The 21,814-nt window shown below is 43.3% G+C and carries 22 protein-coding genes; 9 read left to right on the top strand and 13 right to left on the bottom strand.

Features of this window, described 5'->3' with window-relative positions:
* The first annotated feature begins 65 nt into the window (after window positions 1–65).
* On the top strand, window positions 66–617 hold the full coding sequence (locus KHN79_RS06260; protein ID WP_182007968.1) for a TetR/AcrR family transcriptional regulator: 552 nt from the start codon (window positions 66–68) through the stop codon (window positions 615–617).
* 7 nt (window positions 618–624) lie between these two features.
* Here KHN79_RS06260 and KHN79_RS06255 read toward each other — a convergent pair whose 3' ends face one another.
* A complete protein-coding gene (locus KHN79_RS06255; protein ID WP_182007969.1) occupies window positions 625–915 on the bottom strand; it encodes a YkgJ family cysteine cluster protein in 291 nt (96 codons plus the stop codon).
* Window positions 916–1,166: 251 nt separating this feature from the next.
* On the opposite strand from KHN79_RS06255, the gene KHN79_RS06250 reads away from it, so the two are divergent.
* Window positions 1,167–1,406, top strand: coding sequence for an RNA-binding protein (locus KHN79_RS06250; RefSeq protein ID WP_182007970.1), 240 nt, complete (start codon window positions 1,167–1,169; stop codon window positions 1,404–1,406).
* Between the two features lie 159 nt (window positions 1,407–1,565).
* Here the strand turns inward: KHN79_RS06250 and KHN79_RS06245 are convergent, their stop codons facing one another.
* The 3 genes from KHN79_RS06245 to KHN79_RS06235 form a co-directional block, all read right to left on the bottom strand.
* Entirely contained in the window at window positions 1,566–1,946 is a 381-nt protein-coding gene (locus KHN79_RS06245; protein ID WP_182007971.1) for a VOC family protein, read from the bottom strand.
* Window positions 1,947–2,636: 690 nt separating this feature from the next.
* On the bottom strand, window positions 2,637–3,212 hold the full coding sequence (gene cyaB, locus KHN79_RS06240; RefSeq protein ID WP_182007972.1) for a class IV adenylate cyclase: 576 nt from the start codon (window positions 3,210–3,212) through the stop codon (window positions 2,637–2,639).
* Between the two features lie 91 nt (window positions 3,213–3,303).
* Window positions 3,304–3,690: a VOC family protein gene (locus tag KHN79_RS06235; protein ID WP_182007973.1), complete on the bottom strand. Its 387-nt coding sequence runs from the start codon at window positions 3,688–3,690 to the stop codon at window positions 3,304–3,306.
* Window positions 3,691–4,121: 431 nt separating this feature from the next.
* Between KHN79_RS06235 and sbcB the strand changes: the two genes are divergently transcribed.
* The 5 genes from sbcB (at window position 4,122) to purT (ending at window position 9,376) form a co-directional block, all read left to right on the top strand.
* Entirely contained in the window at window positions 4,122–5,543 is a 1,422-nt protein-coding gene (gene sbcB / locus KHN79_RS06230; RefSeq protein ID WP_182007974.1) for an exodeoxyribonuclease I, read from the top strand.
* A gap of 58 nt (window positions 5,544–5,601) precedes the next feature.
* The gene (locus KHN79_RS06225; RefSeq protein ID WP_182007975.1) at window positions 5,602–5,976 is read left to right on the top strand and encodes a CidA/LrgA family protein; all 375 of its coding nucleotides are present in this window, start codon (window positions 5,602–5,604) and stop codon (window positions 5,974–5,976) included.
* A 1-nt stretch (window position 5,977) separates the two neighbouring features.
* A complete protein-coding gene (locus KHN79_RS06220; protein ID WP_182007976.1) occupies window positions 5,978–6,655 on the top strand; it encodes a CidB/LrgB family autolysis modulator in 678 nt (225 codons plus the stop codon).
* Window positions 6,656–6,985: 330 nt separating this feature from the next.
* Window positions 6,986–7,873, top strand: coding sequence for a cytidine deaminase (cdd, locus tag KHN79_RS06215; RefSeq protein WP_182007977.1), 888 nt, complete (start codon window positions 6,986–6,988; stop codon window positions 7,871–7,873).
* A gap of 327 nt (window positions 7,874–8,200) precedes the next feature.
* Complete coding sequence (gene purT, locus KHN79_RS06210) at window positions 8,201–9,376, top strand: formate-dependent phosphoribosylglycinamide formyltransferase (protein WP_182007978.1); 1,176 nt, start codon at window positions 8,201–8,203, stop codon at window positions 9,374–9,376.
* A gap of 107 nt (window positions 9,377–9,483) precedes the next feature.
* Here the strand turns inward: purT and KHN79_RS06205 are convergent, their stop codons facing one another.
* On the bottom strand, window positions 9,484–10,131 hold the full coding sequence (locus KHN79_RS06205) for a thiopurine S-methyltransferase (RefSeq protein WP_182007979.1): 648 nt from the start codon (window positions 10,129–10,131) through the stop codon (window positions 9,484–9,486).
* A 310-nt stretch (window positions 10,132–10,441) separates the two neighbouring features.
* On the opposite strand from KHN79_RS06205, the gene KHN79_RS06200 reads away from it, so the two are divergent.
* Window positions 10,442–11,215 carry a phosphoribosylglycinamide formyltransferase gene (locus KHN79_RS06200; protein WP_182007980.1) on the top strand — a complete coding sequence of 258 codons (774 nt, stop codon included), beginning with the start codon at window positions 10,442–10,444 and terminating at the stop codon, window positions 11,213–11,215.
* A gap of 101 nt (window positions 11,216–11,316) precedes the next feature.
* On the opposite strand, the gene ihfA is transcribed toward KHN79_RS06200, so the two are convergent.
* Window positions 11,317–11,625 carry an integration host factor subunit alpha gene (ihfA, locus tag KHN79_RS06195; protein WP_182007981.1) on the bottom strand — a complete coding sequence of 103 codons (309 nt, stop codon included), beginning with the start codon at window positions 11,623–11,625 and terminating at the stop codon, window positions 11,317–11,319.
* Between the two features lie 745 nt (window positions 11,626–12,370).
* Here ihfA and KHN79_RS06190 point away from each other — a divergent pair.
* On the top strand, window positions 12,371–13,249 hold the full coding sequence (locus tag KHN79_RS06190; protein WP_182007982.1) for an AEC family transporter: 879 nt from the start codon (window positions 12,371–12,373) through the stop codon (window positions 13,247–13,249).
* 62 nt (window positions 13,250–13,311) lie between these two features.
* On the opposite strand, the gene pheT is transcribed toward KHN79_RS06190, so the two are convergent.
* From pheT to thrS, 7 genes are all read right to left on the bottom strand, one after another.
* Window positions 13,312–15,714: a phenylalanine--tRNA ligase subunit beta gene (gene pheT, locus KHN79_RS06185; RefSeq protein WP_182007983.1), complete on the bottom strand. Its 2,403-nt coding sequence runs from the start codon at window positions 15,712–15,714 to the stop codon at window positions 13,312–13,314.
* Window positions 15,715–15,732: 18 nt separating this feature from the next.
* Window positions 15,733–16,716, bottom strand: coding sequence for a phenylalanine--tRNA ligase subunit alpha (gene pheS / locus KHN79_RS06180; RefSeq protein WP_182007984.1), 984 nt, complete (start codon window positions 16,714–16,716; stop codon window positions 15,733–15,735).
* Window positions 16,717–17,086: 370 nt separating this feature from the next.
* Window positions 17,087–17,896, bottom strand: a complete 810-nt coding sequence (locus KHN79_RS06175) for a helix-turn-helix transcriptional regulator (RefSeq protein WP_182007985.1) — start codon at window positions 17,894–17,896, stop codon at window positions 17,087–17,089.
* Window positions 17,897–18,472: 576 nt separating this feature from the next.
* Complete coding sequence (gene rplT, locus KHN79_RS06170) at window positions 18,473–18,826, bottom strand: 50S ribosomal protein L20 (protein WP_004727974.1); 354 nt, start codon at window positions 18,824–18,826, stop codon at window positions 18,473–18,475.
* A gap of 40 nt (window positions 18,827–18,866) precedes the next feature.
* Window positions 18,867–19,061 carry a 50S ribosomal protein L35 gene (gene rpmI / locus KHN79_RS06165; RefSeq protein WP_005377932.1) on the bottom strand — a complete coding sequence of 65 codons (195 nt, stop codon included), beginning with the start codon at window positions 19,059–19,061 and terminating at the stop codon, window positions 18,867–18,869.
* 122 nt (window positions 19,062–19,183) lie between these two features.
* Complete coding sequence (infC, locus tag KHN79_RS06160) at window positions 19,184–19,735, bottom strand: translation initiation factor IF-3 (protein WP_182008292.1); 552 nt, start codon at window positions 19,733–19,735, stop codon at window positions 19,184–19,186.
* Window positions 19,736–19,738: 3 nt separating this feature from the next.
* A complete protein-coding gene (gene thrS / locus KHN79_RS06155; protein ID WP_182007986.1) occupies window positions 19,739–21,667 on the bottom strand; it encodes a threonine--tRNA ligase in 1,929 nt (642 codons plus the stop codon).
* Between the last annotated feature and the right edge of the window lie 147 nt (window positions 21,668–21,814).

The raw sequence follows: 21,814 nt of genomic DNA, 5'->3' as shown, positions 1-21,814 counted from the left end.
GTCTACAAAACAAAAATAGACAAACCGGTCTACTTTTGTCAAACTGCTTTTCCAGGAGGAGTCTTATGAGCAAAAAGCGTCAGTTACTTGTCGATACTGCGTTGTCCCTTTTTTATACCAACGGGATTAATTCGATAGGCATCAATGAAATACTTAACGTATCCGGTGTCGCTAAGCGTACGCTTTACACCCATTTTGCAAGTAAAGAAGCGTTAGTTTTGGCCGCTTTACAACAAAGGCACGACACGTTTTCTGGCTGGCTTGATACAAAGCTTTCCGGAGCAGCCTCAAATCGGGAAGTGATACATAGGTTATTTTCCGCATTAGCGAGCTGGTTCAATAATCAAGAACCAGAACTAGGTGACTTCAGAGGCTGTTTTTTTATTAATACTTCTGCTGAGTTCAGTGATTTGAACTGTGACGTTGCCCGCTTTTGTAGCCAACACAAAAAAGAAGTTCGGTCATTGATAGCTAAGCATCTGCAAAGCCCAAGCGACGCGTTGATTGATGCTGTCTGCATTATTAAAGAAGGTGCGATTGTGACTGCTCATGTGAGTGGGAGCAGCCAAGATATTGCCAATAAATGTATTCAAATACTGGACCAAATTGAGGGCTAATTGAGAGTTAAAGAAATTTTACTCTCTCATCGATGCATTCATATGACCCCATTTCGAACTCACGGCATATCCAGGGCCTGTTCTCGTAAATGGTGCACATGTACGTTTCTCTGTCCAAAGCTGCGCACCACCCGTCATCCAGCCTCATCATGGTTTCACCTCCATACTGGTCACGTAAGATGTACTGTTCTGGCACACCAGTATCTGAAATGATCATAACTTCGAGCCGGCAACAACAGGCTTTACAGTTAGAACAGGAGGGTGTTTCGGGAGAAGTGTTTTTAACCGGTATATTCATGAGTAACTACAATTTAATCAATTGTGCATGATACCTTAAATCTAATATGACTTTCGGAACTTTATAAGAAATATTTGCGTTGTCATCGATGTTGACTGGCCCGTTAGCAAATGCGATGTGAAGAAACATCTCAATAATCTGTACAGCAAACATACTCTTAGGATTTTTTGAACCCAGTGACGGGTATTAATTGCTTGGTTTGTCAGAATATACCTGAGACAATGGCCGCAACTTACTACAGGCAAAACACTATGAAACTTTTAGTCCGCAACCTTGCGCGAACCACCACAGAGCATGAGATTCGTGTTCTTTTTTCAGCCTACGGCACGGTCAATGAATGTAACCTCGTATTAGACCAGGAAACCGGGCAATCTAAAGGCTTCGCTTTCGTTGAAATGCCGGATGCTGAGGAAGCGAAAAATGCACTTGAAGGTCTACATCACACAAACGTAGCCAAGAGCAAAATCAGAGTTAAATTCGCTCAAGACTAAAGCTGTACGCGGAGCCTGACTAACCACGCGTTAACGGGCTTCGCATATTGACTCCCGCCCCCCTTCTGCAGTTCTACAAATATCTATTCTTTTAAGACAATAAAAAACCAACGCCTAGCGTTGGATTTAGATTTTAGCAATAAAGTAATGCGGTTTTGGCTACGACATAATGTGAGTTGCACAAAGTTTATTGCCTGCAGGATCTCGCAAATAAGCGAGATACAGTTCTCGTGGACCACCAGTTCTCACACCCGGAGGATCTTCACATTCTACACCACCACTTTCCAGACCAGTTTTATGCCACAACTCAACTAATTCTGGGCTATCCACTTTAAATCCGATAGTCATTCCATTACCTGAAGTAGCTTCTTCACCATTAATTGGTGCGGTAATAGCGAAAGTACCCTCTGGATGAAAATAGAAGCAGCGGCCATATGGATCTATGATACCTTCCTGGTAACCAAGCACTGACAATATGGCATCGTAAAACTTTTTGGATTCATCGATATCATTTGAGCCAACCATAACGTGACTAAACATTTATACGTCCTTTTTGTGTTATTGAACTAACCTACTCTGCTATATCAACTTTCTTATGTCTATTGAAACTAAGCTAAGGTGTGAAGATCATAAACTCTGGTATTTCAGTAATCAGAGTTTGTTGAGAGTCCTAGAACAAACTATCGTATAATTTTCATCCATTGAAATCCTGATTCTGAGCGTTCCAAGCCAATAAGCAGCTAACGAACTCATAAGCCACTCAAGTTAAATGCCCAGATAACTTTCCAGTTCCGCCTTTTTAGTCTTGCAAACCGCCACATCACGAGATAGGACCACACTACGATGCCTATCACCAGAAAAGGTATTCAAGTTTATATGACAGTTTCTGTTCCTAGTCCCGACATCGAAGGTTACTCTCTCTATATCTGACTTTTCAATATCTTTATCTAGCGCCGACCACACATAGCCTAAGTGTATACGACTGTCCAAAATCTCTAACTGATGAAATCTGGAAACTACTGGATAGGTAAAGAGCGTAAAGATCAGGGCAAATAGCAGCACTTTCATGCTGATACTAAACGCACTTTCTCTTCTCACCATGCCCGCAACAAAAACAATAAAGCACGTTATGGATCCCCAGAATACGATCATATCTAGCGTGACTAATTCTGACTCTAGTTGTACTTGTATGAATTCCATGTTTAATCAACTCAGATAAATCTAACGAATTTACTGCGGGGTTATTGTGTTCATGGCTTCTGCACTTTCCTCAAACATTTGCTTATACGACTTCGTTTGGAGAGCAGATTGAGTAAGTCCAAACTTGAGTGCGAGCGCTTCAAGTTCAGATTTATATCGTGATAGCAGAGCATCATCATCAGTCATGACAGCGAACTCAGCAAAATCACCAATACCAGCTAAAGAATCAACCGTAATATGGAACTCACCTACAAAGTAGATACTGCGAACTTTTTCTGCTTTTAGAACAACCTCGTAACCCATGGTTTCGAGCATACTAACGGCATTTTTAGCATTGGTGATATTGGTAGCTTCACACCTATCTGGCTCAGGACCTTTTACAATCCACAAGTTAATTCCGGACGGTTCCATTGTACGAATGCAGAGGCTTTTATTCTCGGCTTTTAGCGTTTTATCAGGAAAATCAAAATACCAGTCGCACTCAATGTTATCTTCAAGCATCACTTCATGAGGTATTTGATTCAAGATGTCTAAGAACTCTGATTTTGAGCGAAGACGATATTTTAGTTCTACTTCGTACTTGCCCTGGAAATGGTCGTTACTCATCTGCTATGTCTACCGAAAAACAGCAATAATATCATATGGCAGAACTTCACAACATCTGACATCTGCTGAATTAACTGCCTGGCAGTAACAGTTAGTTTTCGTACAATTCTAGCGGAAGTCCGTCTGGATCTTTAAAAAATGTGTATTTCTTTCCGGTGAACTCATCTGTTCGAATCGCTTCGACATCCACTCCTTTAGAAACCAAATACATTGCCATATCTTCAACGGACTCAACAATGAATGCCAAATGTCTAAGCCCCCTCGCTTCAGGGTGACTAGGCCTCAGTGGCGGCTCTGGGAAAGAAAACAGCTCAATTTGATTACCATTAGGCAGCGCAAGATCAAGCTTGTAGGATTGCCTTTCTTCCCGATAATTTTCAGCTATGACTTTTAAACCAAGGGTTTCTGTATAAAACGCCTTTGATTTTGGGTAGTCCGAACAAATGATCGCTGCATGATGAAAACCTTTAAGAAGCACCTGATTCTCCCCAAGAAAATGTGTGTATGAATGATGCTACATTAAACATAAGCACCCAACCACCAAGCCTAACCGATTACTGTATTACTGCAAGCTTGTATTCATCACCACACGTATAACCTAAAGTAAACTAAGAAAAATGCGATGAAAGCAAGACCAAACCAGACAAATTGAAGATAGATACTGCTAAAAGACACGAGAGTCATACGGGCGAGAAAATTAAGCTTTTCAAAATGCGTTATGTAAAGGAATCACTTTTCAGTACAACTAACTATCAACTTATAAATCACACCGGCATTAGCTCGACACTAACCAAGCAAATGTTTACCGACGTGCTCTTTCATATTCACCGTGTAAACACACATCTTTCGTTGCGAGTTAAGGCTTTGAATGGTCTAATACTCTCATCGGTTCCGTAAACGGTAAGCACAATGCACCAAGATAATCAGCCCACTTTTTTCTTCTTTGACTACGAGACTTGGGGCACCAACCCCGCCAAGGATCGTCCAAGTCAATTCGCTGGTGTTCGTACAGATGAAAACTTCAATATCATCGGCGAACCTTTAGTTATGTATTGCCAGCCGCCTGCTGATTATCTCCCTTCACCTGAAGCGGCATTGATTACAGGAATTCCCCCTCAAAAGGCTGTTCAGGATGGCCTTTCTGAACCTGAATTTATTGCCAAAATCCACGCAGAATTATCCAAGCCAAACACCACCAGTTTGGGTTACAACAGTATTCGTTTTGATGACGAAGTAACGCGCTATGCCTGTTACCGCAACTTCATTGATCCGTATGCATGGAGCTGGCAGAACGGCAATTCACGATGGGATCTACTTGATGTTATGCGTGCATGCCATGCGCTTCGTCCAGAAGGCATTGAGTGGCCTGAAAATGAAGACGGGTTTACTAGTTTTAAGCTAGAGCATCTATCCGTTAGAAATGGGATCGAACACAGCAACGCGCATGATGCGATGGCTGACGTTATCGCGACTATCGAGATGGCGAAAAAAGTCAAAGCTGCTCAACCTAAACTGTTTGAGTATTTCTTCTCGATGCGTCAAAAACGTAAGCTGAACGAGCTGGTCGATATCGTCAATATGACACCTCTGATGCACGTATCAGGGATGTTAGGACGTGAGTGCCAGTACACCAGCTGGATTGTTCCGGTTGCATGGCACCCGACCAATAATAATGCGGTAATCACCATTGATTTGGCAAAAGATCCTCAGCCAATCCTTGATTTGTCCGCAGAAGAACTACATGAAAGACTATACACCAAGCGTGAAGAACTCGGTGATCTGTTACCTGTGCCTGTCAAACTGGTACACCTGAACAAGTGCCCTATACTAGCGCCAGCAAAAACACTGACAGCTGAAAATGCAGAGTCTATCGGTATTGATCGTCAACAGTGTTTAACTAACCTAGCGTTACTTCGTCAGCACCCAGAGATTCGTGAGAAGCTGATCAGCCTGTTTGCCGTTGAGCGCAAATTTGAAAAGGATGATGATGTGGATACCCAGCTTTACGATGGATTCTTCTCTCCAGCAGATCGCACAGCAATGGATATCATCCGAGAAACTGACCCGAACAACCTCGCAGCACTGGATATCGAATTCGATGATAAACGTATTAAGCCATTGCTGTTCCGTTATCGAGCCCGAAACTTCCCGGGTACGCTCGATGAACAAGAACAAAGACGCTGGGCACTGCACTGCCGTGAAGTATTTGAAAGCCAAATCGAAGAGTACATGATGAATTTGGAAAACTTAGTTCACGAGCACGAGAGTGATGAAAAGAAAATCGCGCTATTAAAATCTGTTTATCGCTACGTGGAGAGCCTGGCCTCTTAATTTATCAGTCAATCAAGGGCACCTTTGGGTGCACTTGACGTTTTTATATGCTTTCAAAATGATAAAAGATCGATTATTACACCTGATCCAACTGCTTATTTCCCTCTCTCTCATCATGGGCGCACTTGGTATCGGAGTTACTATTCAAAAGTTCACTGACATTTCTGTTCCGGGCAGTGTCATCGGCATGCTCATCTTGTTTTTTACTATGGTCATTGGCATCGTCAAAGTTGAATGGGTCAAACCCGGCGCGACTCTATTCATACGCTATATGATTTTGTTGTTTGTTCCTGTTAGTGTCGGCCTTATGCAGCATTTCGACCTTCTATTTGCCAACGCCTTGCCTATTTTGGCAAGCGCAGTAGGTGGAACATTGATCGTTTTAGTAAGTTTGGCGTGGCTGTTAGATTACCTGCTTAAGGAGAAGCACTGATATGTGGATTATCCTCACTGTTGTCGTTTTCCTTATTGCCCGAAAAATTGCAGTTAAGGCCAACCACCCACTTGTGAACCCGCTACTTATCAGTATCGCGGTTATCATTCCATTGCTGACGTATTTAAAGGTACCCTTTGATACTTACTACGCCGACAATGAAGTGTTCAGCTTCTTATTACAGCCTGCGGTAGTGGCGTTGGCTTATCCACTTTATGAACAGCTTCCGCAAATCAAAGCAAACTGGCGTATTATCTTCTTCGCTTGTGTTCTGGGCAGCGTGATGTCAATGATGACGACGACCTTGATTGCCGTGGCATTCCATACCGAGCTTAGTTTAATCGCAAGTCTAGTAGGTAAATCTGTAACCACCCCTATCGCGATGGAAATCTCCAGTCATCTTGGCGGAGAAGCGGCGGTTGCTGCAATAATGGTTCTTCTGGTTGGTTTGCTGGGCGCGATCATCGCCTACCCAATCTATAACCTCATTGGTATTAAGCACCCTATTGCCCGCGGCCTTACTATGGGTACCGTGTCACACGCTCTTGGTACAGCGACCTGTGTAGAGAAACAACCCGCTGACGCAGCATTTTCATCACTGGCACTAGTATTGTGCGGCATTATCACTTCTGTTTTGGCTCCGAGCTTTTTCGCCTTAGCAGTCTGGTTCTACCAATAGTCAATAATACTCGGCCTGCCTCCTCTCTCTGCAGGCCGAATAGTTTCCTTTCCCTACTCTCTACTTTGGCCATGTCTCGATAAGCTTAGTTGACAGCTTCGACCATTAATTGTCGTAACACACGATCTTCAATTGTTTGGGTATATACGTTTGAGTTGATATATTTATGAGACGCGATTAACACTCAACGCCTGTGCAATCGAATACATGTGTGACATCACTCTAATTGTGTAACGAAGAAATTACTTGCAGCACATACCGTGATCTAAAGCACAGAACATTTCTCTACTTTGCATAGAATAACTGTCCATGCAATAACAAGGATTCCACATGAAAAGTCGCATTGAACAAGCGCTAGCAAGCGCTCCTGAAGCACTTTCAAACCAACTTGCTCCAATCGTCTTAGCCGATGATTTTGATGCCACTCTTTCAGTACAGCAGTTTGAACAGTTACTTTCCGCTACTGGCCTATCAGATAAAGAGCTGCGTGTCGCTCTGCTTCCTTTTGCTGCTGCTTATTCTTACGCTCCTATTTCTGAATTCTATGTTGGCGCAATTGTTCGCGGCCTTTCAGGGCGTCTTTACTTCGGGGCAAACATGGAGTTCCTTGGTGTTCAGCTAGGTCAAACCGTTCACGCCGAGCAATCAGCAATCAGCCATGCTTGGATGAAAGGTGAACGCGGCCTGACGGACATTACCATTAACTTCAGCCCTTGCGGTCACTGTCGTCAGTTCATGAATGAGCTTTCTACAGCCAAAGAGTTAAAAGTACAGCTGCCAGAACGTGAAGAGAAATCACTGCACGAGTACCTTCCTGAAGCGTTCGGCCCTGCAGATCTGGGCATCACATCAGGCTTAATGGCAGAGGTTAAACATCAGTTCGGCTGTGACGACAGTGACACATTGATTCAAAAAGCTGTCGACGCAATGAACATGAGCCATGCTCCTTACACCAATAACCTTAGTGGTTTAGCGTTAGAGCTTACTGATGGCCGAGTTTTCCAAGGTGCATACGCTGAAAATGCGGCATTCAATCCTAGCCTTCCTCCTCTTCAGGTTGCGCTGATTCAGGTTCTGCTAGCAGGCGAAACGTTCGATAAGATCAAAACCGCAGCTCTGGTTGAGAACTCAGAAGGTAAGATTAGCCATCTGGCTGACACGCAATCGACACTGGAAGCACTTAACCCAGACATTCCACTAAGTTTCGTTAACGTGTAAGTCACGCAGCCAAGTCGACAAAAGCTCTACAACAAGTAGAGCTTTTTTATTGGCAAAAATCCTTACGCAAACGTTTGCTTTGCAGAAAAAAATCAGTATGATCCCCTGAAAATTCTGTCTCATCATACCAATCTCAGTACGTAAGTGTTCAGAAATAGCGTAGGAAAAATGCTTGAGAACAAGGCGGATATTTTCGATAAGTAGTTATTCTACAATCAAACTACTTTGTTAACGAAAAAGGTAACGCAGTTATCGAGCATTTTAACAAGCTAGAATGACCACTTATCTACATAAGATTGGTATCAATATATTTTGTAAGGGAACAATATGTTCGGTACTGCAACTAGCGCGAATGCTACCCGTGTATTACTTTTAGGCTCTGGCGAACTTGGTAAAGAAGTAGCAATAGAATGCCAACGACTTGGTTTAGAAGTCATAGCTTGTGACCGTTACGCGAATGCACCAGCAATGCAAGTCGCTCACCGCAGCTACGTACTTGATATGTTGGATGGTCAAGCTTTAGAAGAGATCATCAACAAAGAACAACCTGACTACGTTGTACCGGAAATTGAAGCTATCGCTACCGACAAGCTGGTTGAACTAGAAGCGAAAGGCTTAAATGTGGTTCCAACAGCGAAAGCGACTAAGCTCACAATGAACCGTGAAGGTATTCGCCGTTTAGCGGCGGAAGAACTTGAACTAACCACATCTCCTTACCGATTTGCAGATAACTACGATGACTTCAAAGCTGCAGTAGAGTTCGTAGGTATCCCATGCGTTGTTAAACCAGTGATGAGTTCATCTGGTAAAGGCCAAAGCGTTATCAAAACAGAAGGCGATATTGAAAAAGCGTGGAATTATGCACAAGAAGGCGGTCGTACTGGTGCTGGTCGTGTAATTGTTGAAGGCTTTATTGATTTCGACTACGAAATCACCTTGCTAACCGTACGCGCTGTTGATGGCGTTCATTTCTGCGCGCCAATCGGACACCGCCAGGAAGATGGTGACTACCGTGAATCATGGCAACCACAAGTAATGTCAGAAAACGCAGTAAAAGCGGCAGAGTACGCAGCTGAGAAGGTAGTTAATGCGCTAGGCGGTTACGGTATTTTTGGCGTTGAGCTATTTGTGAAAGGTGACAACGTTATCTTCAACGAGGTTTCTCCTCGCCCACACGATACAGGTATGGTTACGCTGATTTCTCAGGAAATGTCTGAATTTGCGCTGCATGTGCGTGCGTTCACAGGTATGCCAATCAATCAAATCGTTCAGTATGGCCCATCAGCATCAGCGGTCATCCTAGGTCAAGGTACTTCAACGAACATTCGGTTTGATAACCTGTCTGAAGCTCTGGCACAACCACAAACGCAAATTCGTCTGTTCGGAAAACCAGAAATCGATGGTCGCCGTCGTTTAGGTGTTGTACTCACTCGTCGTGAGAACACGCAAGAGTCAGTTCAGGACGCGATAGAAAGTGCATCTAAAGTAAATATCATTTACTAGATTACTCTCGTTAAAACTCTAGAATCACTAAAGCGCAGCTACTAGTTCCTAATAAAGAAAATAGTAAACTGCGCTTTTTTGTCTTCACCCACTAGCTCCAAAAATCACTAAGCTTCGATTAAGTACACTTCTTCAGAGAAACGATTCAGGCCCTGCTTAGCAATTTTCGGATGACTCTCATCTGCTTCATCCACGTTCAGGCACGTTACCTTATAATCAGAGAACAATTGTTCAATCTCGTTAACCGGAACACTAAATGGAGGACCCGCCATTTCTTGCTGAGCGTAATTGAGTGTCACAAGTAAAATACGACCTCCCGGATTGAGAAGCTGTTGTAAACGGCTCGCGTACTCTTCTCGCATTTCTTGCGGCAGCGCAACTAACGCTGCGCGATCATAAACAATATCTGCTTGAGACACAGGTGCGGTAAAAAAGTCTCCGGTGTAAATCGAGAGTTCATCGAACTGATAGAGTTCGTGCATGCCGCTTATCGGTGTAACCGTCGGAGTATAAAAATGCTCCGCAAAGAAAGCGCGCACCGCAATTTGACTTAACTCAACCCCAATCACTTCGTTATGTTTGGTTGCCAGCCATACAAGGTCTTCAGACTTACCACAGAGCGGAACCAAGACCGTATCTTCTCGTTTCGGATTGGTATGATGCCAGTACTGAGGCAATAACGGATTCACATCTTCCAGGTGGAATCCAATTTTGTTACTGGCCCATTTATTGTGCCAAAATTCTGGATCTCTCATGTTTACTTTCTACTTGCCGACTTAGTATTACTTTGTGAAGTAAGACTAATGATTTTTTCGAATTTGTCTATGTCGTTCATCTTTCGTTAACCAATAGATGGTACGGTGGTGCTACTCTACAAAGCTCAGAGGCTGAAACAGCAGAATAATAAAAAGAAAAATGGTGATCTGATACATAGTTCCTCTATAAATACATTTATAAACCTTGGAATATATTATTTAACCTCCATAAATAAGTAACGACCTAATTTGCAAACTTAGCGACCTTTACGTTTCCCTTTTTCTAAGTGCAAGCAAGTAAGGAGAGTGAATGAGCTTATTTTTACGTACAACAGCATTGATGCTTTTGGTATTAAGCCGTGCACCTGCATTCGCCGCAATTCCGATTACTACAACTAACGATCAAACCCGTAGTACCAGCCAAAACGAAGTTTGTCCGAAGTTCTTCAAACACAGCCTCAGTGGTTTGTATGGCATTCAATCTATCGACTCCAAACCAACTCAGCCATACACAGATTTTGATATCCTTTATAGCAAAGCACATCAAGCGCAGTATGAGCTTGAAACCATTTGTAAAAGTACTGCCCTACTCACTGACTCTCAACCCTACTTTGCTGGTGTTAAATCTAAACATCGCGCGGAAGAAAAAATAGCCCACGAGTTAAACGGTCAAGTTGAGCGCATTACCGACCTAGCTCGCGCGACCATTGTGGCAGAAGATGTGGCAAGTTTAGTATCCATTTACGAGACACTAGAACGTGAAACGACGATTGTTAAAGTTAAAAACCGTTTCAAAAAACCGGGGCCTTCAGGTTACCGAGATTTGAACTTACTGGTACGTTTACCCAAAACCAATCTTATTGCAGAAGTTCAGGTGCATTTGAAAGCAATTGCCGATGTAAAAAACGGTACAGAACACGAGCTTTATGAGAATATTCAGAAGATTGAACGACAGGCGAGTATGGAAAAACGCAGTCTGACTGAGTTCGAAATGGCATCCATCAGAAACATGCGTAACCAAGCAAAAAACTTGTATCAGCAAGCATGGCAGCCTTACTTAACAACACATTTAGAAGCGGCTTAGAAAAAGCCCGCCCTGAAAATAGCAAACCACCGCATGCGGTGGTTTTCTTTGCATGCAGATACTACCTGCACACACAACAAAAAATCACTTAAGAAGATGATCTATTTGCTAATTTGCTGTTCTTTCTTAAGGCTTTCTACGCGAGCTTTTAACTTCTGACCCGGGCGGAACGTAACTACACGTCGAGCAGTAATTGGAATATCTTCACCAGTTTTCGGGTTACGACCAGGTCGTTCGTTTTTGTCACGAAGATCAAAATTACCAAAACCTGACAGTTTTACCTGTTCGCCACTTTCTAGTGCCTTGCGAATTTCTTCAAAGAACACTTCCACCGTTTCCTTGGCGTCCCGTTTACTAAATCCCAATTTATCAAACAGGTTTTCTGCCAATTCGGCTTTTGTGAGCGCCATAAAACTTTCCTCAAAGCTATGTTAAACAATGCTACCTTGTGTAGCGCCAGAGCAGTTTTACCCTACCAATTCAACAACATATCGGGGTTACATCAGGAAGTGTATGACAAGCTCATGATTTTCGCCAACATTTTTCTCTACGAATAGGTAAATCGCTAATGTATTAATTATTGCGAAACACCATCATCTCAATATTTTTCATTTATAAAATACACAAAAATACAAAAAATTTTGATTTAAAAAAACCAAAAAATAAGGCCTACGCAATATTTCGCCCTATTTAATAAAAGAATCAACTATAGACTATTTTACAAACACCTGACATAAAACTTATCAGTATTTCAGTAATTTGAGTGTTTTTCTGCTGTTCGAATAGCGCTGCTACCGTTTAAACGACATAACCAACCAGTCAATTTAAAAGCTTGATTCAACCCAAGGTTCTTACTGTTTAGCAATGACTCATCGTACAAAGGTTGATAGTGTGAAATCAGGGTTACTTTGTAACTGAATTATCACATTTTTTACTACCTAACCTCAGCTCGGGATAAGAAAGTCTATATAGCTCGATCTTTCATATAGTTAGTCGAACTGATGAGTCAGTACAGCAATTTTAGATGGATAACAAGGCAAAATCACAAGTCAATAGCTAGTCTATTGCGGTGATTTTAACGCAGTTAGGCGCGAAAAGAGTTGTGCTGAATGGCTTAAATTATCCCGAACTGAGGTTACCTACTTAAGAGCAGCCATGATCAATCAAGTCATCAATATTCTGTTTCCTGTATTTGCCTTAGTAGGTATTGGTTATCTGGTAGGACGCCACCTAAAGCCAGATTTCCGCCCAATTAATCGAATAAATATTGACGTCTTTACGCCCGCGCTTGTGTTTTCTTCACTTGTCAGCATGCCTCTCGATGCAGAACAAGGCCCCCTTCTTTTCGCTGCTATTGTTGCTGTTCTGGTACCTGGACTGATGATGATACCTATCTGTAAAGCGACGGGATTAAACTTCAAAGCATGGGCTCCACCACACATGTTTCGTAACAGTGGAAACTTAGCTATCCCTCTATTTACTTACACATTTGGTGACGTTGCGCTTTCTTCGGCAGTTTTATTGTTCGTTGTATCGGCCTGTTTGCATATCAGCGTAGGAATGATGCTGATAAGTAACGGAAATCCACTTAAGCAAATCATTAAAATGCCCGTTTTTTTCTCAGCAGCTCTTGCGCTAGGTTTTAACTTATCGGGGATAGATGTTTGGACGCCACTCTATGAAGCGACCGCTTTACTAGGTCAAGCCGCGGTACCCGTCATGCTGATTTCTCTTGGTGCACAGATGTGTAGCTTACGTTTAGATGGTTTAAAAGTCGGTGTAATATGTACAGTGCAATCACTGACAACCGGAGCGATTGCATTTGCCGTTATCTACTGGTTCATCCCTCTGCCGACTATGCAGTTACAAATGATGGTGCTTTTCACCATGTTACCACCAGCAGTTATGAACTATTTATTTGCTGAACGACTTAACATAGAGCCAGTAAATGTAGCTTCGATGGTATTGTTTGGTAACTTTTTCAGCGTGTTAACACTGCCACTTCTATTAAGTTACACTCTGTCATTGGCATAGCATAAAAAAACCCTGCCGGTCCGGCAGGGTTTTTATCACTCTAGAGTTAGTTAATTTAGAGCTTAGTCACGTAGAGTTGCACCAAACTTCTCAGATACGTGAGCAACGATAGCTTCTACCGCTCCTGCGATGTCTGCATCTTCAAGCGTGCGCTCTACTGATTGTAGAGTCAGAGCGATTGCAAGGCTCTTCTTACCTTCTTCAACGCCTTTACCTACGTAAACATCGAATAGTTTCGCATCTTTCAGGAATTCGCCACCCTGCTCTAGGCAAGCATTAACAATGTCACCTGAAGCAATCGCGTCATCAACAACAACAGCGATGTCACGACGGTTTGATGGGAATTTAGAAAGCTGTACCGCTTCTGGAATCACTTTCGTGTTAATTGCAGACCATTCGATTTCAAATACGATAGTACGTCCGTTAAGACCAAACTTACGCTCAAGCTCTGGGTGAACAGTACCGATAACACCTACCTCTTTGCCATCTACGATAATTGCCGCAGATTGACCCGGGTGAAGTGCTGGGTGTTTAGCTGCAGCGAAAGAGTATGCTTTTTCGTTAGCTGACAGCTCAAGAATCGCTTCTAAATCACCTTTAAGGTCGAAGAAATCCACGGTATTTGTCTCGATGTCCCAATGCTCTTCACCACGAGTACCAGCGATAACACCTGCTAACATTGGCTCTTGACGCATGCCGTTTTCAGCAGATTCACATGGGATGAAACGAAGACCGTATTCGAACAGACGAACGCGCGGTTGTTGACGCTTCTGGTTGTGAACAACCGTGTTCAATAGCCCCTGGATAAGACCAAGACGCATTGCAGACATGTCTGCTGAAATTGGGTTTGGAAGCACTAGAGGCTCAACCCCCGGAACAACCAGTTTTTGCTGCTCTGGCTCAACGAAGCTGTAGGTAATTGCTTCGTGGTAGCCACGGTCAACAAGTAAGTCACGAACGCGTTTTAGAGGTAGATCCGCTTCAACGTGGTTGTGCATCTTAAGCGCTGCCGCTGGGTGCTGGTTTGGAATGTTGTCGTAGCCGTAGATACGGCCAACTTCTTCAATCAGATCCTGCTCGATAGCGATATCGAAACGCCACGTCGGCGCTACAGCCAGCCAACCTGACTCACCGTTTTCAAGAACAGTAGCTTCTACAGTTAGACCAAGACGCTCAAGAATCTCTACAACGTCCGCATCTGCAATGTGGTGACCAAGTAAGTTATCCAGTTTAGTGCGACGCAATGCAACTTTGTTTGGCTTAGGTAGATCTGCTTCAGACTCAGCCGCAACAACCGGAGCAACTTCACCACCACAGATTTCAACAAGCAGTTGAGTGGCACGCTCCATTGCACTTACTTGTAGTGCGTAATCAACACCACGCTCAAAACGCATAGAAGAGTCTGTGTGCAGACCGTAGCTACGAGCACGACCACGGATATGGTCTGGTGCGAAGAAAGCACACTCTAGCAGCACATCTTTAGTTTCTGTGCTTACGCCAGAATCTTCACCACCAAAGATACCAGCAATTGCCAGTGCTTTATTATGGTCTGCAACGACTAATGTGTCAGCGTTCAATTCTGCTTCGGTGCCGTCAAGAAGTGTAAGCTTCTCGCCTTGCTCAGCCATACGAACAACAATGCCACCTTCGATCTTCGCCAGATCAAACGCATGCATTGGTTGGCCTTGCTCCAGCAGTACGTAGTTCGTGATGTCTACTACAGGGTCGATAGAGCGGATACCACAACGACGCAGTTTCTCTTGCATCCAAAGTGGTGTTTCAGCTTGAACGTTTACGTTCTTAACAACACGACCTAAGTAACGCGGACATGCTGCTGGCGCTTTCACTTCGATAGACACGTTGTCTTCGATTGAAGCTGCGACAGTTTCTACAACTGGCTCAGTTACGTCAACACGGTTAAGTACGCCGACTTCACGAGCCATACCGCGGATGCTGAAACAGTCAGCGCGGTTTGCTGTTAGATCAACGTCTACAGTTACATCGTTTAGACCTAGGAATTCACGGAAATCAGTACCAATCACTGCGTCTTCTGCTAGTTCCATGATACCGTCTGATTCTACATCGATGCCCAGTTCAGTGAATGAACAAAGCATGCCGTGAGAAGGCTGACCACGTAGTTTTGCTTTCTTGATTTTGAAATCACCAGGAAGCACTGCGCCTACTGTTGCAACCGCAACTTTTAGACCTTGGCGACAGTTAGGTGCACCACAAACGATGTCTAGAAGCTCTTCTTCGCCTACGTCGATTTTAGTTACGCGTAATTTGTCTGCGTCAGGGTGCTGGCCACATTCCACAACGTGACCAACTTTAACGCCGGTAAAAGAACCCGCTACAGGAAGAACATCATCTACCTCTAGGCCGGCCATTGTAATTTGGTGAGTTAGCTCGTCAGTAGTAACCGCAGGGCTTACCCACTCACGAAGCCATGATTCGCTGAATTTCATGTTGATGAACCCTCTGGATTACTTGAACTGTTTTAGGAAACGAAGATCGTTCTCAAAGAACGCACGCAGGTCGTTCACGCCGTAACGAAGCATCGTTAGACGCTCAACACCCATACCGAATGCGAAACCAGAGTATTTTTCAGGATCGATGCCTACGCTACGTAGTACGTTCGGGTGAACCATACCGCAGCCTAGTACTTCCAGCCATTTACCATTTTTACCTTTCACGTCTACTTCTGCTGAAGGCTCAGTGAATGGGAAGTAAGATGGACGGAAACGTACTTCTACTTCCTCTTCGAAGAAGTTACATAGGAAATCGTGCAGAATGCCTTTCAGTTGAGCGAAGTTGACGTTCTCATCAACCAGCATGCCTTCCACTTGGTGGAACATTGGCGTATGCGTTTGGTCGTAGTCGTTACGGTATACACGGCCCGGAGCAATGAAGCGGAATGGTGGTTTACCATTTTCCATTGTACGGATCTGTACGCCAGACGTGTGAGTACGAAGCATCAAATCTGGGTTGAAGAAGAAAGTATCGTGATCAGTACGTGCTGGGTGATCAGCAGCGATATTTAACGCATCAAAGTTGTGGAACGCGTCTTCGATTTCTGGACCAGACTCAGTGTTAAAACCAAGTTCGCCAAAGAACTTCTCAATACGCTCTACAGTGCGAGTAACTGGGTGTAGACCACCGTTTTCAATACGACGACCTGGCAAAGTAACGTCGATTGTTTCAGCGGCTAGCTTCGCTTCAAGTTCTGCACGTTGTAGTGCATCTTTGCGAGCTGCGATTGCCTGCTGAACTACGCCTTTTGCTTTGTTGATCTCTTGACCAGCTTCACGGCGCTCTTCTGGTGGTAGTTTACCTAGGCTTTGAAGTTGAGCAGTCAGCTCACCTTTTTTACCCAGGTACTGAACACGCACTTCATCAAGTGCGACTAGCGATTTGGCAGCTTCAATTGCACTGCTCGCGCTAGCAATGATCTCTTCTAGATGTTGCATCGTTTCCTCATCTACCTGTTGGTAGTGTCCATAAGGGAGTGATTGGTTTTTTGATAGCTGTACATAGTAGCCAAACCAGACACCAATTCCAAATTGAATTACGAAAAGAAGAGGTTATTGAGTAAAAAGAACGCAAAAACGTAAAAAAAGCAGTGTTGCTCTTAAAATGAACCTACTTCGGTTGAGTTGATTGCGTAAAACAAAAACCTAGGAGCTCTTGTCAAAACATCCAAGGAAAGTGAAACGTAAAAGTTCACAATGAGGTTTACTGCTAAGAAGAAGTAAGATACCTCTACGATTTCAAACCAAAGCCTATATTAACGGTTTATGAAATAGTAGAGATACTAACTAGCAGAATGAAAAATGTAAGTTAGATTGCCAGGCTTGGCTTCTCACCCGCAGAAGCGATTGCATAGCGGATATCATCAATAAAGTGAGTACTTGTTTCTGTGATACCATCCGAGAATGTGATTGGCTGATGTGGACCCGCTAGTACAACGACGTTGGTAAAATCTGAAACATTGTAGTTTTCCGCCACAACGTTCTTTGAATGGAAATCTAGCACCGATTTTGCAATCTGCTCTTCAAGTTGCAAAAGTTGTTCTTCAGTAATCTTCATCCGTGTTAAAGCAACACGAACACAGTTTTCTGACGCTGTCGCCTGCTCTTTAATGATTTCCGTGTACTTATCGTTAAGCTTCGACTTTTCTGCATACTTGTAATAGAGAGGTCCGTGAAGCGTAATACTGTTATCTTGGTCGACATAGACAAGATCCAATAGTTCCAATGCTTTGAGATAATCGGCCATGCTCTGTTCAGATAGCCCATACTTTTTCTTTAAAATAGTGTAACCGTCTTTACCCCGCAGCATTCTTAACTCACGATAAAAATCATAAAGATGTGGGTATTGGAAAAATACTTCGTCCTGAGTATGACTGAAGTAATCTTCATCTTCTCCTTGTAGCTGGTCTGCCAGTTTTTGTAGTTCATCCAGCGTACAGTCAATCGCACGACAGTATTCGAGTAATTTATCTAAAGCCAGGTTGGTACTGGTTAAATGCCTTTTAAAAGTGGACAATGGCATACTCATTTTTTCAGATAGCTCTCGATATGTTAGCCCTTTTGTTTTAATCGCTTGTCTTAAAGCGGCTAGCAAATACTCGGGAGTCAAATCTCTCATCTAAAATTCCTTCTGGCAACGTTACTGCTGTACAACATTTGTAACAACTTAGAACCACTCGGCAGGTCAATAGTTCATATTTTTATCACAAAAACATGCATTAATATACTCACCATTACATTAACCAAACAAATGAATGAACTAAAAACTCAAATGAGTTCATTATGTTTTCGTAATTAATACAACAATGAAATAAAGCAAATTTGCTATTATTTTAGACATTTAAAATAACACTTATAACAATTGAAGAATGTTACACCATCTAACCCTCACTATCTCAGTACGTTGGCCTTGATAACAACACTCGACAAGTGGAATAAAAATTCAATTTAACCAGCATAAAATACAGTTTTAGAAATTACGACGAAGTTCCCAGAAATGTGATCTTTGTTTTTCCTTGAGAGCTAACAGTCAAAAAGCGCCGAATAGTGCGCCTTTTCATCATCTGTCGGATGCACACTGCAGTTTCAGTCTGGGGGTAAGATAACCTGGAACAAGAAAGGAAAGGAAAGATAAAATGACAGGAAATAAAAAAGGAGAGCAGATGCTCTCCTTTTCTTAAACCTAAACTGCTAATTAAAGAGCAGCTTTCGCTTTTTCAACTAGAACTGCAAATGCAGCTTTGTCGAATACTGCGATGTCCGCAAGGATCTTACGGTCGATCTCGATAGATGCTTTCTTAAGACCGTTGATGAAACGGCTGTAAGATAGACCATTTTGACGAGATGCCGCATTGATACGTGCAATCCACAGTTGACGGAATTGACGTTTCTTAGCGCGACGGTCACGGTAAGCGTATTGACCAGCTTTAGTAACTGCTTGGAAAGCTACGCGGTAAACACGTGAACGTGCACCGTAGTAACCTTTAGCTTGTTTTAGAACTTTCTTATGACGTGCACGAGCTTGTACACCACGTTTTACGCGAGGCATTATGCTTCTCCTAAACTAAACGATTGATAACTAAAAAGAATTAAGCGTATGGCAACATACGAATTACTGCAGCCACTTCACATTTTGGAAGGATTGCATTAGGACGTAGTTGACGCTTGTTCTTAGTAGTACGCTTAGTCAGGATGTGACGTTTAGTAGCGTGCTTGTACTTAATACCACCAGCAGTTTTCTTGAAACGCTTAGCAGCACCTTTGTTGGTTTTCATCTTAGGCATGATGAATAACTCCGCATTGTAGTAGTTTAATAAACAATGTAATTAAGGCGAACAAAACCTAGCCGACATACCTCCTATTTAAAGGAAAGCAGCTAGGTTTTAATTACTTGATGAGCCGTTAATTACTTCTTCTTAGGGGCTAGCACCATGATCATCTGGCGACCTTCAATTCTCGTTGGGAAAGATTCAACAACAGCAAATTCTGCAGTGTCTTCTTTCAAACGATTAAGAACGTCAACACCGATTTCTTGGTGAGCCATTTCACGGCCACGGAAGCGAATTGTTACCTTCACTTTGTTGCCGTCTTCAAGGAAACCAGTCAGGTTGCGTAGTTTTACCTGATAGTCTCCGATATCAGTTCCAGGGCGGAATTTAATTTCCTTAATCTGGATCTGCTTTTGCTTCTTCTTCTGCTCTTTAGCAGCCTTGCTCTTCTCAAAGAGGAATTTACCGTAGTCCATCACACGACAAACTGGCGGCTCAGCGTTAGGACTAATCTCAACAAGATCCATACCTGCTTCTTCAGCAGCAGCAATCGCTTCTTGGATCGATACAACACCAACTGATTCACCGTCAGCGCCTGTTAGTCGAACTTCACGAACGCCACGAATTTCACCGTTTAAACGGTGTGGGTTTTGTTTTACCGGCTGTTGGCCGCGTCTTCCGCCTTTAATAGCTTATTCCTCCAGATTGAGCTTACGGCTTGAAATCTCGTCTTGGATGTAAGAAATAAAATCATCCACTTTAAATTTACCGAGATCTTTACCTTTACGAGTACGTACTGCGATTTCGCCAGCTTCCATTTCTTGGTCACCAACGACAAGCATATACGGTACACGCTTCAAAGTGTGTTCGCGGATTTTAAAGCCAATCTTCTCATTTCTCAAGTCCGCTTTAGCTCTAATTCCACTTTTTTGTAATTTTTGTACGACTTCATGAACATAATCTGACTGTTTATCAGTAATATTCATAAGAATTGCCTGTTCCGGCGCCAACCAAGTTGGGAAGAAACCAGCATACTCTTCAATAAGGATACCAATGAAACGCTCTAGTGAACCTAAAATTGCACGGTGAATCATTACCGGAACAAGACGTTCATTGTTTTCGCCTACGTAAGTTGCGCCAAGGCGACCTGGCAGGTTGAAGTCCAGCTGAACAGTACCACATTGCCATGCACGGTCTAGACAGTCGTATAGCGTGAATTCGATCTTAGGACCGTAGAATGCACCCTCGCCCTCTTGAATCTCGTATGGGATTTCCATTGATTCAAGAGACAGTTTCAGAGCCTCTTCAGATTGATCCCAGATCTCATCAGAGCCTACACGTTTTTCTGGACGAGTAGACAGTTTCACTACAATGTTGTCGAAACCAAATGTTTGGTACGTATCGTAAACCATCTTAATACAGCTTGTTACTTCCTCTTGGATTTGACTCTCAGTACAGAAGATATGAGCGTCATCCTGAGTAAAGCCACGTACACGCATGATGCCGTGTAGTGCGCCAGATGGTTCGTTACGGTGACATGAACCGAACTCTGCCATACGTAGCGGAAGGTCACGGTACGATTTCAGACCTTGGTTAAAGATCTGTACGTGGCCCGGACAGTTCATTGGTTTAATCGCGTATTCACGGTTCTCAGAAGAAGTCGTGAACATCGCATCAGCGTACTTGTCCCAGTGACCCGAACGTTCCCAAAGAACGCGGTCCATCATTAGCGGACCTTTTACTTCTTGGTAGTCGTACTCGTTTAGTTTGTCACGAACGAACACTTCTAGATCACGGAAGATAGACCAACCATTGTGATGCCAGAACACCATGCCAGGTGCTTCTTGTTGCATGTGGAACAGGTCTAGTTGCTTACCGATTTTACGGTGATCACGTTTCGCTGCTTCTTCAAGGCGAGTTAAGTGAGCCTTTAGTGCTTTCTTATCGTGGAAAGCGGTACCGTAAATACGCTGAAGCATTTTATTGTCGCTGTTACCACGCCAGTAAGCACCTGCAACATTCAATAGTGTGAAATGTTGACAGAAGCCCATATTAGGAACGTGAGGACCACGACACATGTCAATGTATTCTTCATGGTGGTAAAGGCCAGGACGATCATCACGAGATACGTTTTCGTCTAAGATTTCCACTTTGTACGGTTCACCACGTGATTCAAATGTATCACGCGCTTCCTGCCAGCTTACTTTTTTCTTAACAACTTCGTATTTGGTTTTCGCTAGCTCTTTCATACGCTTTTCAATCTTTTCAAGATCGTCTTGCGTTAGAGACTCGTCTAGGTCGATGTCGTAGTAGAAGCCATTGTCGATAGTTGGACCAATCGCCATTTTCGCTTGCGGGTAAAGCTGCTTCAGAGCGTGACCAAGAAGGTGAGCGCATGAGTGACGAACGATTTCCAGACCGTCTACTTCATCTTTTACTGTGATGATCTCAAGGCTTGCGTCTTCTTCAATCAGATCACACGCATCTACGCGGTTACCATTAACACGGCCAGCGATGGTTGCTTTTGCAAGACCAGGACCGATCGATAGCGCAACTTCCATTGTAGATACTGGGTTGTCAAATTGACGCTGACTGCCGTCAGGAAGAGTAATAATAGGCATGCTATGTCCTTTACAGTGGTGTTGCACACCAAGCAACACATGTTATTCAAAATTAGAAGCGATTAGATTGAAACTAATGGCTAGAAAATAATTGATGGTCAATAGTGGTCGCTCAGTAACACGAATACCGGACCGCTATTGAATAGG

Source organism: Vibrio sp. B1FLJ16, assembly GCF_905175385.1.
Classification (GTDB): domain Bacteria; phylum Pseudomonadota; class Gammaproteobacteria; order Enterobacterales; family Vibrionaceae; genus Vibrio.
This window is presented reverse-complemented; position numbering and strand designations above follow the sequence as displayed.

Excerpts from the sequence above, each read along its gene's own strand:
- KHN79_RS06225 (WP_182007975.1), top strand. The coding sequence starts at position 5,602 with ATGATAAAAGATCGATTATTACACCTGATCCAACTGCTTATTTCCCTC.
- KHN79_RS06200 (WP_182007980.1), top strand. The coding sequence starts at position 10,442 with ATGAGCTTATTTTTACGTACAACAGCATTGATGCTTTTGGTATTAAGC.
- KHN79_RS06255 (WP_182007969.1), bottom strand. The coding sequence starts at position 915 with ATGAATATACCGGTTAAAAACACTTCTCCCGAAACACCCTCCTGTTCT.
- KHN79_RS06190 (WP_182007982.1), top strand. The coding sequence starts at position 12,371 with ATGATCAATCAAGTCATCAATATTCTGTTTCCTGTATTTGCCTTAGTA.
- cdd (WP_182007977.1), top strand. The coding sequence starts at position 6,986 with ATGAAAAGTCGCATTGAACAAGCGCTAGCAAGCGCTCCTGAAGCACTT.
- rplT (WP_004727974.1), bottom strand. The coding sequence starts at position 18,826 with ATGCCTCGCGTAAAACGTGGTGTACAAGCTCGTGCACGTCATAAGAAA.
- pheS (WP_182007984.1), bottom strand. The coding sequence starts at position 16,716 with ATGCAACATCTAGAAGAGATCATTGCTAGCGCGAGCAGTGCAATTGAA.
- KHN79_RS06250 (WP_182007970.1), top strand. The coding sequence starts at position 1,167 with ATGAAACTTTTAGTCCGCAACCTTGCGCGAACCACCACAGAGCATGAG.
- KHN79_RS06205 (WP_182007979.1), bottom strand. The coding sequence starts at position 10,131 with ATGAGAGATCCAGAATTTTGGCACAATAAATGGGCCAGTAACAAAATT.
- KHN79_RS06260 (WP_182007968.1), top strand. The coding sequence starts at position 66 with ATGAGCAAAAAGCGTCAGTTACTTGTCGATACTGCGTTGTCCCTTTTT.
- ihfA (WP_182007981.1), bottom strand. The coding sequence starts at position 11,625 with ATGGCGCTCACAAAAGCCGAATTGGCAGAAAACCTGTTTGATAAATTG.
- cyaB (WP_182007972.1), bottom strand. The coding sequence starts at position 3,212 with ATGAGTAACGACCATTTCCAGGGCAAGTACGAAGTAGAACTAAAATAT.
- KHN79_RS06220 (WP_182007976.1), top strand. The coding sequence starts at position 5,978 with ATGTGGATTATCCTCACTGTTGTCGTTTTCCTTATTGCCCGAAAAATT.
- thrS (WP_182007986.1), bottom strand. The coding sequence starts at position 21,667 with ATGCCTATTATTACTCTTCCTGACGGCAGTCAGCGTCAATTTGACAAC.
- sbcB (WP_182007974.1), top strand. The coding sequence starts at position 4,122 with ATGCACCAAGATAATCAGCCCACTTTTTTCTTCTTTGACTACGAGACT.
- purT (WP_182007978.1), top strand. The coding sequence starts at position 8,201 with ATGTTCGGTACTGCAACTAGCGCGAATGCTACCCGTGTATTACTTTTA.
- pheT (WP_182007983.1), bottom strand. The coding sequence starts at position 15,714 with ATGAAATTCAGCGAATCATGGCTTCGTGAGTGGGTAAGCCCTGCGGTT.
- KHN79_RS06245 (WP_182007971.1), bottom strand. The coding sequence starts at position 1,946 with ATGTTTAGTCACGTTATGGTTGGCTCAAATGATATCGATGAATCCAAA.
- KHN79_RS06175 (WP_182007985.1), bottom strand. The coding sequence starts at position 17,896 with ATGAGAGATTTGACTCCCGAGTATTTGCTAGCCGCTTTAAGACAAGCG.
- rpmI (WP_005377932.1), bottom strand. The coding sequence starts at position 19,061 with ATGCCTAAGATGAAAACCAACAAAGGTGCTGCTAAGCGTTTCAAGAAA.